At 39.2% G+C, this 14,090-nt stretch carries 12 protein-coding genes; 1 reads left to right on the forward strand and 11 read right to left on the reverse strand.

Annotated features, from left to right (window positions below; all coding sequences use genetic code 11):
- Positions 1 to 149: 149 nt before the first annotated feature.
- Entirely contained in the window at positions 150 to 3,320 is a 3,171-nt protein-coding gene (locus B6258_RS18275; RefSeq protein ID WP_240531529.1) for an autotransporter domain-containing protein, read from the forward strand.
- 86 nt (positions 3,321 to 3,406) lie between these two features.
- Here B6258_RS18275 and B6258_RS06225 read toward each other — a convergent pair whose 3' ends face one another.
- The 11 genes from B6258_RS06225 to B6258_RS06275 all read right to left on the reverse strand — a co-directional run bounded on the left by B6258_RS06225 (position 3,407) and on the right by B6258_RS06275 (position 14,090).
- Entirely contained in the window at positions 3,407 to 4,051 is a 645-nt protein-coding gene (locus B6258_RS06225) for an ATP-binding cassette domain-containing protein (RefSeq protein ID WP_099074543.1), read from the reverse strand.
- 72 nt (positions 4,052 to 4,123) lie between these two features.
- Complete coding sequence (locus tag B6258_RS06230; RefSeq protein WP_099074544.1) at positions 4,124 to 4,921, reverse strand: ATP-binding cassette domain-containing protein; 798 nt, start codon at positions 4,919 to 4,921, stop codon at positions 4,124 to 4,126.
- A complete protein-coding gene (locus B6258_RS06235; protein WP_099074545.1) occupies positions 4,915 to 5,727 on the reverse strand; it encodes an ABC transporter permease in 813 nt (270 codons plus the stop codon). Before B6258_RS06235 ends, B6258_RS06230 begins: the two co-directional genes overlap by 7 nt.
- Positions 5,724 to 6,707: an ABC transporter permease gene (locus B6258_RS06240; RefSeq protein WP_099074546.1), complete on the reverse strand. Its 984-nt coding sequence runs from the start codon at positions 6,705 to 6,707 to the stop codon at positions 5,724 to 5,726. The genes B6258_RS06235 and B6258_RS06240 overlap by 4 nt, the downstream gene beginning before the upstream one ends.
- Positions 6,692 to 8,275: an ABC transporter substrate-binding protein gene (locus B6258_RS06245; RefSeq protein WP_099074547.1), complete on the reverse strand. Its 1,584-nt coding sequence runs from the start codon at positions 8,273 to 8,275 to the stop codon at positions 6,692 to 6,694. Before B6258_RS06245 ends, B6258_RS06240 begins: the two co-directional genes overlap by 16 nt.
- A 404-nt stretch (positions 8,276 to 8,679) precedes the next feature.
- Positions 8,680 to 9,669, reverse strand: a complete 990-nt coding sequence (locus B6258_RS06250; protein ID WP_099074548.1) for a glycosyltransferase — start codon at positions 9,667 to 9,669, stop codon at positions 8,680 to 8,682.
- Between the two features lie 436 nt (positions 9,670 to 10,105).
- Positions 10,106 to 10,612, reverse strand: coding sequence for a hydrogenase maturation peptidase HycI (hycI, locus tag B6258_RS06255; protein WP_099074549.1), 507 nt, complete (start codon positions 10,610 to 10,612; stop codon positions 10,106 to 10,108).
- On the reverse strand, positions 10,609 to 11,019 hold the full coding sequence (locus B6258_RS06260; protein ID WP_099074550.1) for a formate hydrogenlyase maturation HycH family protein: 411 nt from the start codon (positions 11,017 to 11,019) through the stop codon (positions 10,609 to 10,611). Before B6258_RS06260 ends, hycI begins: the two co-directional genes overlap by 4 nt.
- Positions 11,012 to 11,794 (reverse strand): NADH-quinone oxidoreductase subunit B family protein, encoded by a 783-nt coding sequence (locus B6258_RS06265; protein WP_099074551.1) that lies wholly within the window; start codon positions 11,792 to 11,794, stop codon positions 11,012 to 11,014. The genes B6258_RS06260 and B6258_RS06265 overlap by 8 nt, the downstream gene beginning before the upstream one ends.
- On the reverse strand, positions 11,791 to 12,345 hold the full coding sequence (gene hyfH, locus B6258_RS06270) for a hydrogenase 4 subunit H (protein ID WP_099074552.1): 555 nt from the start codon (positions 12,343 to 12,345) through the stop codon (positions 11,791 to 11,793). The genes B6258_RS06265 and hyfH overlap by 4 nt, the downstream gene beginning before the upstream one ends.
- 11 nt (positions 12,346 to 12,356) lie before the next feature.
- Positions 12,357 to 14,090: a hydrogenase large subunit gene (locus B6258_RS06275; RefSeq protein WP_099074553.1), complete on the reverse strand. Its 1,734-nt coding sequence runs from the start codon at positions 14,088 to 14,090 to the stop codon at positions 12,357 to 12,359.

A 14,090-nucleotide genomic window follows, 5' to 3' on the forward strand; every position in this document is an offset into this window, starting at 1 on the left:
ATAACAAACATAATCACGGTAAAATATTAGGTAAAAGTAATTATAATCAATACTTATTTACTCCATTTGGTAGTGTCTATGTATATACAGCCATAAGTCAGGATACTCTTACGGCATATCACACAGTAGCGGATAATTTTGAACGCGCAATGAGGATAGATTTACCAAATTATAATAGTAGAGAACAAAGTCATTTTAATGAAAGCTTTCTACCGAGTGAATTATTTATTAGTACAGATGGTGGTAGAACTAAAAACAAAATAAATAAAGAGAGTGATAAACGATTAGATACCGTCTATCTAGAGCGAATCTCTGAAAACGGTGCGGTCGTTGTCGGTTATGCTACAGAATCTAAATCTATATTAGATGAAAAGATTAAAACTGATATTCTGCCGGGATATATTCATACCTGCCAAGGTTATTCTGAATGTTATGCTTTCTCGTACAATACAAACAGTAATACATTCACTATTTTAGAAAAAAATATAACTATTAAGCATTTAACAAAAGATGGCCAGTTTATTTTATATAGCCCAACCATTAGTAACGATAAAAAAGAAACATTTATATATGATATAAATAAAAAAACAAGCATCCCTTTAACTATTGATAATGTAAATAAATATCTATCAGATCATCCAGAAAAAAACATTCTACTCTCATCAATAACGGAATACCCCTTCTTTGCTGGAATAAAAAGAAGAAATGTTGATATTCAAAAAATAAGTGATAATGGTCAGGTTTTTATTGGTCAACTCAATCGAGATCTTTCTAAAAAACAACTCAACGACAGTCATTATCCTAGAATTGCATTTATTACGACAAATGACGGCCCCATAAAAGAGATTAGTCGTTCTAAATTTGGTTCGTCAAAACTCATCGATATTTCAGCAGATGGCAACTATAGCGTCGGTTGGGAAGAAGTTTGGCATGATGATTATCAAGTTAGACTACCGAGTGGAATAAAAACATCTTCGGCACTCTTTAGCCAAGCAATACGCTATGATTTATCACAAGATAGACTTATTAATATTGGCAACCTTTCTAATAGACAAAATGAATCTTCATATAGAAACGCAAGAGCCACAGATATCTCGGCTGACGGTAAGTATATTGTAGGTTGGTCTGAAACCGATAATTACAACTACGATACAATTCCCAATAATGCCAATTCAAAAGGCGTTTCAGCCTTTACTATATTTCACCGTCATGGCTTTGTTCATTGGAATAACACAATGCATGATTTAGGAACGCTAAACGGTGGGAAAGATTCCGAAGCACATATTATTACAGATGATGGAAGAATTATTTATGGTTTAGCCACTGATGAACATAATAATTGGCGCCAAGTTGTCTGGAGAAGTGATCAACTCAGTGATGAGGCTTTCAATGCTGAAAAACAACGTCAAGAAGCTGATAACGCGAAGCGCATTGCTGACGAGGCAGAAAAACAGCGCAAAGAAGAAGAGAATAAAAAACGCCTCGCGCTAGAAGCGAAACAACGCCAAGACGCCGCTGAAGCGAAGCGCATTGCTGATGAAGCAGAAAAACAGCGCAAAGAAGAAGAGAATAAAAAACGCCTCGCGCTAGAAGCGAAACAACGCCAAGATGCCGCTGAAGCGAAGCGCATTGCTGATGAAGCAGAAAAACAGCGCAAAGAAGAAGAAAATAAAAAACGTCTCGCGCTAGAAGATAAACAACGTCAAGATGCCGCTGAAGCGAAGCGCATTGCTGATGAAGCAGAAAAACAGCGCAAAGAAGAAGAGAATAAAAAACGCCTCGCGCTAGAAGCGAAACAACGCCAAGATGCCGCTGAAGCGAAGCGCATTGCTGATGAAGCAGAAAAACAGCGCAAAGAAGAAGAGAATAAAAAACGTCTCGCGCTAGAAGCGAAACAACGCCAAGACGCCGCTGAAGCGAAGCGCATTGCTGACGAAGCAGAAAAACAGCGCAAAGAAGAAGAGAATAAAAAACGCCTCGCGCTAGAAGCGAAACAACGCCAAGACGCCGCTGAAGCGAAGCGCATTGCTGATGAAGCAGAAAAACAGCGCAAAGAAGAAGAGAATAAAAAACGCCTCGCGCTAGAAGCGAAACAACGCCAAGATGCCGCTGAAGCGAAGCGCATTGCTGATGAAGCAGAAAAACAGCGCAAAGAAGAAGAGAATAAAAAACGTCTCGCGCTAGAAGCGAAACAACGCCAAGATGCCGCTGAAGCGAAGCGCATTGCTGACGAAGCAGAAAAACAACATCAAGATAAAGCTGATAAAAAAATTGAAGAGATTATTCCAGTAGAAGATGAACTTGAACAACGTGCAAAAGAAAAGGTCAAAGAGAAAGAAAATACCAAACCATCTATCGTTATCAGCAAACCTATTGATATTGAAAATACGCATAGATCCATACAATTAATGGCCGAAAATGGCTATAAATTAATCGACATGCAACAAGGGCAACTGCGTTATTTAGCTGATGCAACCTGTTCTGTTGGGACTGAAAAAGCCTGTATTAGTGGCTTTGCACACTATCAAAACATCAATAAAGCCAATGCAACACAAACTGGATTAAGTGGCGCTTATCGTTTTGATATTAACCAAACTCCATTGGTTGTCGGGCTTGCCATTGATACCGACGTCTATTCTTCATTACCTAAAGGCTATCAATATCAAGGTTACGCATTACCTTTAATTGGTTTTAGTTTAGATTTAATGCCATCACTCAATGCAGAATTAAATAGCAATGCATTACATCTGTCATTAAAAGGAGCGTACTTAAATCGTAAAGTGTCGATTGAAAGACAAACATTAGAAGATACTGAGGCAGGTAAAGGCAATGCAAAAATTTCTGGCTATCATATTGAGTTACAAGGTTATTATCCTTATTCAATAGCAGATAATTTATTACTAACGCCATTTGCTGGGCTTACTTTTAATCAAATCTCACGCTCAGCTTATAGTGAAACTCAAAATGCCCAATTTGCAGCCCACTATGATGCCCTTAAAGCGCATTCATTGTTAGCCAGAATGGGATTTGGTATGGATTACTTATTAGGCTCATCTTTCATACTCAATACTAAAGCGGGCTTACTGTGGAACTTATCACATCATCAAGGGGATTTCCGTAGCCATATTGATTATTTAGGTCAACAGAATATTGATTATTCAGAAAATAAAAAACAGTTAAAACAACGTCCATTTGCTCATATTGGATTAACGTATCAAGTGGATAAACACACATCTATTGGTACTAAAGCAAATTGGGAAATGACCACTTATCGTCATCACGATATGCAGTTTGGCATTAACTACACTTATCGCTTCTAATTCCTTATTGTTACATTTAGGGTTAACTTTAGTTGTATTAGTTGTATTAGTTGGCTTCCTATAAAATATAGGAAGCTCTTTTTTTATTAACGGATTGAAACATTCAAATTTGAAAAAATAGAACTGCTTTTTTCTTGATCAACCCACCACACTTTTGTCGATACCTTTTCAAGTAACGCTTTATTGTGACTAAAAATAATGAAACTTAAAGGCCGTCTTTGGCTTTCATCAATTAACACTTTCCAAATTTCGGCTTGAATTTGTGCATCCAATTGTGCCGTTACTTCATCAGCAATCAATATTTGAGTACGAGGATCAAGCGCCCTTAATAATGCAATGCGCGCTAATTCACCACCTGATAATTCATTAGGTCTACGTGTTAACCACTCAGGTTTTATTCTCAATTTTTCAAGCCAACTGTTATCTGGTGACCAAGCATCACGAACACTGTCGCCTGTTGAACGAAAAGGGTTAAAACACTTATCAGGATGTTGAGGAACTAACTGAATTGGGCAATAACCTTTCATCGTCAAGGGTTGTTGATTAAAAAGAATTTGTCCACTTGACGGCGCTTGCCATTGTGCCAAAACACGACCTAACGTTGTTTTACCTGTACCACTTGGCGCTGAAATGCCTAATCGCTCTCCGGCTTCTAACGAAAAGGAAAGATCTTGCCATAACACCTTACCTGCTTGTGTCACAGATAATTGTTTTAGCTCTAGAAGTGGCATAAAGATAACCCCAGTAATAACAAACTATCGAGATGATGAGTCATAACAAAGATAAAACTTAGTCATCTAACATCAATATAGATCAAACGATGTTTCTTTTTGGTTTAGAAACTGCTGTTCAGGCAATGCATTCCACAGTGTTTTCAGCCATTCACTGCCTTCATGATGATTAAGCGCAGTTGAAGGAATAACTTCGTTAACTTCGCCTTGTTTTAACACCGCAATGGTATCAGCAAAGCGCGCAGCAAGTGATAAATCATGAGTTACCCAAAGCACTGATTTACCTTGATGACATAGCTCTCTTAAGTGCCCTAATAACAAACACGCATGTTCATCATCAAGCCATGAGGTAATTTCATCAGCCAAAATATATTGTGCATTAGAGAGTGTCGCATTACAGGCCAATACTCGCTTTGCCATACCGCCAGATAATTTTGCAGGATACGTTTTTACTAATGATCCAGAAAGATGATAAAGCCCCAGTTGTTGCACAATATCATCAGAACTGACATCGGCCCCACTTAAACGTGCAGAGCGACTGAGTTGTTCACCAATACAAATCAGTGGATTTAACGCGGTTACACCTTGAGGAATATAGCAAAACGTATTGCCACGGTAGGCGATAAGCTCTCGTTCACTTAATATATGACCATTAAGTTTAATGGCACCCCGCACGCGCATATTGGCAGGCAAAAGTCCTAATGCACTTTGCAATAATAAACTTTTACCTTCACCACTCCCCCCCACTAACGCCAGCATTTTTCCAGGTTTAACATCAAGAGAAATAGATTTAAGCAACGGTTGCCAATTTCGTTTTCCTAGCCAACGAAATTGTGCAATATCAATGGAAAGCTGTTCAAAACTTAACATCCTGCGCCTCTTAACCATAATTGTTGCATGGCTTTAGCAAATTGATCAAAGATCAACACTAAGCACATCAAAATAAATCCCGGAAAGACCACCATCCACCAAGAACCCGTACTTAAATAACGTAACGCATCTGCTAATAATAAACCCAGTGATGGCTCATGTGCCGCTTGCCCAAAACCTAAAAAACTTAAGGCAGCGCTATGCAATACGGCATGAGGAAACATCAATAATGTTCCCACGATCCATTGTGGCAATAACATAGGTAAATAGTGTTTTTTTACGCATTGCAAAGGTGAATTGCCAATACGGCGTGATAGCATGACATAATCAGCTTCACGAATGCGCTGAATTTCACCACGCAAAATCAATGCAAGTTTAGGCCAATGCGTTAATGCCACCGCCCAAATCACCCCTTGTTGCCCACCACCTAACGTAAAACAAATTAGAATAAGCAATAATAAGTGAGGTAATGCCAAAAGCGCATCAACGACACCGCTTACGAAAAAATCGCAATAGCGATTAATGGAAGAAATCCCTGCGAAAAGCAATGCAATCGAGCCACTCACAACTGCACTTGTTACACCAATATTTAAGCTACTTAACATGCCTTGAAAACAGCGTAACCACAAAGAGCGACCAAGATTATCTGTACCAAACCAATATTGTTCTGAAGGTGCTTGGTTTCTTGCCAAAAAATCCATTGCAATATCAGTATGAGAAACAGAAAAGCCATACGCCACTAACCCAATTAATGCGAGGGTCACGAAGAGCAGTTTCAATAAAGGCTTGTTCGGATCGTAAATCATGAGTCTCGCAAAATTCCTTTATTAATACGCCTTAATAGCCCGTTAGAGATGCTATTACCAAAGAAAATCAAAATAGTGCTAAAAACCACAATACCCATTAATAATGGAATATCGCCACGTAATCCCGCATCAACAGTAGCTTGCCCTAAACCGGGATAAGCAAATACTTTTTCTGCTAATAGAGAACCACCCAGTAATTCACCAATGGATGCAAACTGTAAGCAAAGTGCAGGTGTAATGGCATGACGTAGAACATGAAACAGCATCATAGCCCAACCTTTGTCGCCTTGTGCTTTTGCAAAATGGATAAATTCACTGCCCATTACCTCAGCGACTTTAGCGCGAGTATGCAGTGCGATATTACCCGTTCCCAATAACCCGAGAGCAATCATAGGCAAAATAAGATGAGAAAAACGCTGGCTTAGTGTCGCGGCTTCTGCGCTACTTCCCATTGGCCAAGCACAACAAATAGGCGCCCAATGTAAAGTGACAGAAAACAGGGATAACAATAATAACCCAACCCAGAATGTGGGTAATGAGGCAAGTAAATAAGAGAATGTGGAAATCATTCTATCAGGCCAACGATTTAAATATCGACCTGCGATCACCCCCATAACAACACCGATAACACCAGAGAATACCCATGATGAAAAAAGCAAAATAAAAGAAGGGCCTGCACGCTCGCGAATAACATCAATAACCGGCATGTTATACAACATGGAATAGCCAAAATCCCCTTGAATAATTTGGCTAAACCAGAGCCAAAATCGCATCCATAAAGGTTGGTCTATTCCCCAGCGAGCGGCAATTAAAGGGTATTGCTCAGGCGGTACATTAAGTAAATCACTGCCAATATAAGCCTTAATAGGATCAATGGGTGAAAAACTTAATAAAATAAAAACACCTGCTGTTGTCACCAACAGCAGGCAAAGTAATCGCAAGAAAAATCCTGCACTTTGACGTATTACTGACAAGTCCACTTCCAAGTATCTACGCTATTTAATAATGACCATGAACCATGAATTTCAGGTGTACCTGTGCCTAAATCGACACAAGGATTAGTCAAATAAGTATGTTGAACGTTCATCAACCAAGCCCAAGCAGCATCGCCTTTTACACCCACACCATTTTTGCCATCCCATTCTACGGCTTTCCAGTGAGGAACCGCTTCTTGCCATGTATGGGCATCTAATGCGGCTTGTAGGTGCTTCTCAACTTCTGGGTTCTTATAATAACCTGGGTTATAGTAACCGACACCTGCGGCATTGGTACTGTAATGATGATATAGCTCCATCGGATCGAGGCTACCCCAACCAAATAATGTTGGATTGGAATGCATATAACGTTCTACGGTATCCCAACTGCCTGATTTCAGATCCATTTGAATACCCAGAGGTTGCACTAATGCACGAATAGATTCGGCTAAGTCTCGGCGCGTTGCATCACCACTGGTATACCATAACGTGAGTTTCGCCTCTAAACCGTCTTTTTCACGAATACCCTTTTTATTAAGCTTCCAACCTGCATCTTCAAGAATTTGTTTCGCTTTCACGATATCACCATCTTTAAATGCCGCATCGGGTTGATCCCATGGTAATCCTTTCACGCCGGTATACGCAGGAATGGCATAACCATCAAGCACTTGTTCTGACAATAATTTACGGTCTAGCGCATAGTTAATCGCTTTACGAATTGCAATATCGGCAGTGATATCATTACCAATATCATAACCTAGTGCATTTTTTTCACCTGATTTTACCATTGGGAAAACAATACCACGGTTTTCTACACTGGGTCTTTCCCACAATTTGACATTCGGTAAATTTTTCGCAATCGCAGCAGTTGCTGGCGGAATACGCACAATACCCAATTGGCCACTTTGCGCTGCCGCAAATGCCGCATCTTCGTCAAGGAAAACAAAAATCAGTTTTTCAAAATCGTTCTTCTGCCCGGCATAATACGGGTTTGCCTCAACAATTAATTGCTGCCCCGGTTGGAAACTAACCATGCGATAAGGACCTGCACCAATTGGCTTTTGTGCGTAGGTTTTTTCATCATACTTATCCGCAGAAACGATACCTAAAGAGCCCAGTACGTTCACAAATGTACTTTGTGGTGCTTTTAACGTAATCGTGACATGTAAGTCATCATCTGCTTTTGCAGAAAGGAAGTTACCCATATCCACTTTACCGCCACTTGCAGCCGCATTGTTATAAGTAAATACGATATCTTTTGCGGTGAGCGGTAAGCCATCAGAGAATTTTAAATCTGGTTTTAACGTTAATTTCCATGTTTTACCATCTTCACTTGGCTGATAGTCACTTAACATATTGCTATACCAAGAGAGATCGGCATTTTGCTTTAACAATGGGCTATGCAGAAGTAGATAGCTACCATGACTCCAACCCAACATTGGGTCGAAGCCTTCTGTTGGCTCTTCACCAATAGCTAATTTCAATGTTTGAGCAGATGTTGCAAAAGGGACGCTTAACGCGGCTAAGCAAGTTAACGTTACTAATGATTGACGCCAACCAAACCGAATAGACATAAAACATTCTCCGATTTTTTAGATACGACTTATCATCAATCTCTATCTAAATAAGATGAAGAGGCTGAAGCAAGATAAATAACAATGGTAGTTATGATGCTCTGCAACTTGATGCAGATAAAGGCAGAATCAGTGGCATCATAATAAGTTTTTTTATTCAACTACTCGAATAATATTCGACAGTTTATTGATTTTACATAAACTTTTATTAAGCAGTAATACTCATTATGGCAAACTTCTAGCAAGTGCACAGTATTTTTCTAATAAATAAGTTATATATTTATCATTGAATTTATTAGTGAGCACAAAACGAAATAAAATGACTTTTTAACGAAATTAGATTATTTCATTTTATTTAATATGCACTAAAAATAAAAAAGGCACATTATTGTGCCCTCTTTTGATCATGAATTTAATATTCTTTTTAATTTAAAATAGCGACGCCCCAAACGCCAACGTAACCTAAAACCTTTCGCGTTTTTCCAAATTAATGACCATATTCCTCTATCAAAAAGCTCTTTAACTATCTGTTTTTTAACCTCAATAGACTGAATAGAACCAATTGAGTGAATAATTCCCAACCCTTCTTTTGCGATTTGCCAATAGCATGCATTAATGTTTTTAGCGACGTTATTATGTTTTTTATTAATGGCATCAAGCCGTTCTAATATTTTCATGTAATTATGAATTGTTCTAACATGAATATTATCATCAGGCGTTGCATGAGAAACGGAGGCGGAATGAATAAAGTAATCGTAGTAACGCTCATCAATATATTTAACACGTTTAGCAGTTAACAGTGCTTCTGTTGTCCATGGAATATCTTGATGATGTAAACCGGGTTCAAAATAATAACCGTGAGCAAGTAGAAACTCACGTCGATAAATATTTAACCAAGTCACATGTAAAAATTTTCTAGAATCCAATGCCATTTTTAGCCATTGTGGTCCTGTTAAAACCTCAGTTGTATGTAATCGGTTAGAGGGAAATATAGGTCGCGAAGGACGTCCATCCGCATAAACATAATTACCATTGCAAGTCGCAATATCTAAATCATCGCTAAGAGCGATTTCAAGCAGACGAGGATACATTTTAGCATCAATCACATCATCAATATCAGGGAAAGCCACGTACTTTCCACGAGCAACATTAAAGCCTGTATTACGAGCAACAGAAACACCTTGGTTTTCCTGTGTTAAAATAGTGACATCAGGGAATTTATCTTTCCATTCATAAAGTAATTTTAAGGAATTATCTTTAGAACCATCATCAACAAGAATAAGCTCCCAATTCTGTAATTTCTGCGCTTGTAAATAACTGAAAAATTCCGATAAAAACTTCTCACCATTATAAACAGCAACCACAATACTTAATTGAGGTACAAAAGAAGACATAATCAACCTTTTATTCTTTACAAGAGATAACTTTCTCACTAAACATATTAGTTAAGGATAACAAAAACACCCACCTGAATACGGCGCTATTCTTGCTATTTTTTCGTTATAGTTGAGAGAAAAAGATACTTTTCTTCTAATTCGAAGTGAAAATTATTATTAATAAAAAATTAGTATAGTTAACTTTTGGCATACCCGATGAAGAAAAGGTTAAGCAAAGTTGTTTTTTAAAAGAAAGGGCTAAAGGAAAACTTAAGGTTAGAGAATAAAATGCATGCTATTAGCAAATAGCCAATTGAATAATGAGTAATATAAGTTACAAAAAACACTTTTTTATAATTAATGACACTTATATTACGCATTAACGAAAAACATCCGCTATCGCGGATGTTTTTATCTATATTAATAATCTATGGATACTTGTTTTGTTATACTTTTATTCTTCGATTTCTTCTTCATCTTCATCGCAGACTTCAAGCTCAGGAAAGTAGTCAACTCGCCAAGACTTGATCCCTTGATACACTTCCTCTACTGCATTTTTTACTGCTTCGGTCATCGGATAATAAAAACCCACTAAATCAGGCTGGATCCCTAAAAAGGTGATATAAGGAATATCATCTTTTAATTGATCAATCAGGAAATTAAGTGGCATATTATGAGTGCTCATAATAAACATTTCCGCAATATAATCAGGATCTATCACCCTAATCTCACCCGGTTTTAAACCTATATCCGCAGCATCAACAATGACAACACATTGCGGTTGTAACTCTCTTACCTGATAAGAGACATTTTCTGGCGCACTTCCCCCATTGATAACAATCCATCCTTCAATGGGATTTGTTTCCATTAACTCAGCGAGTAATGGACCCGCACCATCATCACCCATCATACTATTGCCAACGGTTAATACCACTTTAGGTGCTGTCATTGTCTTACTCATGGTTTTCTCTTCACTATCAAATAAATAGCAGGTTCTACGTGGATCTCACCCAATAATTTAATCAGCGTTTGACTCCACTCACTAAAAATAGGATCGTCATGTTTGGTGATAGGATCAAATGCCAACGCTAATAAGTGCGTATGTTCAGAGTTAATGGTTATCTCACCAAACGTGAGCAATCCCTGCATTTTGCGCTTTGCTTCACCTTCAGATAATAAATCAATCCATGCTTTATATTTTTCTAAAGGGCATACTAGCTCTGTTTTCAAGCAATCAATCATACCAACGTGGTGACCAATCGCGAGCGAGTAGTACATAACCTGTTGCGCTTCTGCGGGAATATCATCATCGCTATCAACAAACTTTTGTCTTAATGACCAAAAGTAAACTTTAGCGTCATCAGGCATATACGCCTCCTTGATTTAATGAATGCACTAAGCGTTTTACAATCTCTGATAAACGAGGATCATTGGCTTGTCGTAACCATTCATCAACACGACCGCTAACTTCTTGAATAGTGGCACCTTCCAACAAAGTAAGGAAATGGTCGCTGATTTGTCTTCCTTGATAATAGCCAGCAAGACGACGAGCTTCACGCTCAATCATCACACGAGCATCTAAAGGAATAGAAGGCAAAATGAGAGACGCTTTTTCATTCTCTACTTCAATGTGTGATTCGCCTTTTAATTTCTGATCAAGCAGACCTAATGCAACAGCAAAACCATAAATGGTTGCCGCAGGTGTTGGAGGGCAACCAGGGATCCACACATCAATAGGAACGATAGATTCACTGCCGCCCCATACACAATAGAGATCGTGGAAAATCCCACCACCACAACCACAAGCGCCGTATGAAATACAGATTTTTGGATCTGGCGCTGATTCATAGGCTCGTAATGCAGGCACACGCATCTGACGCGTTACTGCACCTGTAAATAATAAAATATCAGCATGACGAGGCGAGGCAACGACTTTGATACCAAACCGTTCAGCATCAAAAACCGGTGTAATTGCGGAGAAAATTTCAATCTCACAACCATTACAACCACCACAGTCAACACGATAAACATAAGCTGAACGCTGAATATCTTTCAACAATGTCTGTTTTAGCTTTTTAACCTGATCATCAAGGGTGATAGGTTGGCTAACATGATGATTAATGGGAATTTCTGGTAGACTCATTTTATTGCACTCCCAATTTCGCCCATACTAATATTTTCACGGCCATCAGATAACAAGTTATGTTTACGCTTACATTCAGGGCAAGTTTCAAATTGTGGACGCATCGCTTCTACGGTTTGCTCATCCCAACCTGATTGCACTAATAGTTCCATCGCATATTCAACGGATTTTCTCGGCGTAAATGGCTGATGACACTCACGGCAATTCAATAATTTAAACGTTCCTTTAATATAAAGGTCAGATTTTTTTGTCACCGCCGTTTCAAACATATCAGATAAAACAATCGCTCTTGTTGGGCAAACTTCTTCACAACGACCACAATAAATACAGCGACCAATAAACAGTTGCCAATGACGCTCCCCCGTTTCCAGATTGGTTTCCATGGTTAACGCATTCGCAGGACACGCTGAGGTACACGCACCACAAACAATACATTGTTGTGCATCATATTCAGGCTTTCCTCTAAAACCATCAGGTAAATCCAATGGTTTAAACGGATATTTTGTCGTTGCTTCGCCTGTTTTGATTATGGTTTTAAACAATTTTAACATCGTTCATTCCCTCACTTGAGCGGCGAATTTTTACGTTCGATGCTGTAACGTTCAATTTCTTTATAAGAAACTGTTTTAGATTTACGTTTTTTCACATCGACGAGCGTTACCCTGTCTGTACAGGAATAACAAGGGTCAAGACTACCGATAATTAATGGCGCATCAGAGACTGTATTTCCTTGTAGCATATAGCGTAATACAGGCCAGTTAGCATAAGTTGCAGCACGGCAACGCCAGCGGAATAATTTTTGGTTATCTCCCAACATACTCCAGTGAACATCTTCACCGCGAGGGGCTTCAGTAAAGCCCAGTGCAAATTTATATGGCTGATAAGTAAAGCCTTCGGTTAATAATGGACCTTCTGGCAAATTATCTAAGGCATATTCAATCATTGCCATTGAATCCAAGACTTCTTTAATACGTACCATCACACGGGAGAATACGTCGCCACCTTCATAACTAAAGAGCGTCAGTGGAAGATTGCCATAATCTGCAAATGGGTGGTCAAAACGCACGTCACGTTTAAAGCCACTTGCTCTTATCATTGGGCCGACTGGGCTAAAATCACGAGCCACTTTTTTATCTAAAATACCAACACCAACAGTACGTTGCTCCATATTTGGCGCTGATAACAGTATATCCACTAATTCAGTGACTTCTTTGCGCATTTCTCTAACAAGTTGGATAGTCTTCAGACGCTGATCTTTTAAAATATCGCGACGAATACCCCCAATTAAGTTCAAGCCATAGGTTTTACGCGCACCTGTGAGCATTTCTGCAATCTGCATTGATTTTTCACGAATACGGAAAAATTGCATAAAGCCCGTATCAAAGCCTGTGAAGTGGCTGGCTAAACCAATGTTTAATAAATGGCTATGAAGACGTTCAACTTCTAATAAAATAGAACGAATAGTATGTGCACGACGTGGCACTTCAATACCTAACGCATTTTCAACAGAAGTCACATAGGCTACGCTGTGAGTAAAGCCGCAAATACCACACACACGGTCTGATAAGAATGTGACTTCGTTATAACCCATTCGGGTTTCAGCCAGTTTTTCCATACCACGGTGAACATAGAACATACGGTAATCGGCATCAACAATGTTTTCACCGTCTACAAATAAGCGGAAGTGCCCCGGTTCGTCTGAAGTAATGTGCATCGGACCAATTGGCACAACGCGTGCATCTTGCTTACCTTCGTTCACGAAAGGATAAGTTTCAATTTCAGTTGTTGGTGCTGGGCGTTGGCGATAATCCATCGCATCCTTACGCAGTGGATACATCTCTTCAGGCCAATCATCTGGAAGCACTAAACGGCGTTCATCAGGTAAGCCAACCGGGATAAGACCATACATATCGCGGATTTCACGCTCACCCCAAACCGCCGCAGGAACGCGTGGTGTGACAGATGGGAACTCTAAAGTAATTGGGCTAACATGGGCTTTTACAACAACCCAGCATTTTTCACCCTCTTCCATTGATAATGCGTAATAAACAGCATAGTCCCCATTTAAACTACGTTCGTCATTACCGAATAAAACGGGTAACCAACCGCCTAAGCCGTAATACAGGTATTCCACCACTTCAGGAAGTGATTCCGTTTTTACTGTTATCGTCAATTGATCAGCGGTTTGTCGTTCTTCATCAAGAACAGCTGATGGGAATTTTTCACGAACTTTGGCAACGTAATCTCCGCCTAATTCTTTTCCCTCTTTTCTACTGACATAATTTTGGTAGCTCAC

Source organism: Proteus alimentorum (genome assembly GCF_002607735.1).
In the GTDB taxonomy this organism is placed as follows: Bacteria; Pseudomonadota; Gammaproteobacteria; order Enterobacterales; family Enterobacteriaceae; genus Proteus; species Proteus alimentorum.

Coding starts and splice junctions, on each gene's coding strand:
- B6258_RS06245 (WP_099074547.1), bottom strand. CDS start 8,275: ATGTCTATTCGGTTTGGTTGGCGTCAATCATTAGTAACGTTAACTTGC.
- hycI (WP_099074549.1), bottom strand. CDS start 10,612: ATGAGTAAGACAATGACAGCACCTAAAGTGGTATTAACCGTTGGCAAT.
- B6258_RS06260 (WP_099074550.1), bottom strand. CDS start 11,019: ATGCCTGATGACGCTAAAGTTTACTTTTGGTCATTAAGACAAAAGTTT.
- hyfH (WP_099074552.1), bottom strand. CDS start 12,345: ATGTTAAAATTGTTTAAAACCATAATCAAAACAGGCGAAGCAACGACA.
- B6258_RS06230 (WP_099074544.1), bottom strand. CDS start 4,921: ATGTTAAGTTTTGAACAGCTTTCCATTGATATTGCACAATTTCGTTGG.
- B6258_RS06250 (WP_099074548.1), bottom strand. CDS start 9,669: ATGTCTTCTTTTGTACCTCAATTAAGTATTGTGGTTGCTGTTTATAAT.
- B6258_RS18275 (WP_240531529.1), top strand. CDS start 150: ATGAGGATAGATTTACCAAATTATAATAGTAGAGAACAAAGTCATTTT.
- B6258_RS06235 (WP_099074545.1), bottom strand. CDS start 5,727: ATGATTTACGATCCGAACAAGCCTTTATTGAAACTGCTCTTCGTGACC.
- B6258_RS06225 (WP_099074543.1), bottom strand. CDS start 4,051: ATGCCACTTCTAGAGCTAAAACAATTATCTGTGACACAAGCAGGTAAG.
- B6258_RS06265 (WP_099074551.1), bottom strand. CDS start 11,794: ATGAGTCTACCAGAAATTCCCATTAATCATCATGTTAGCCAACCTATC.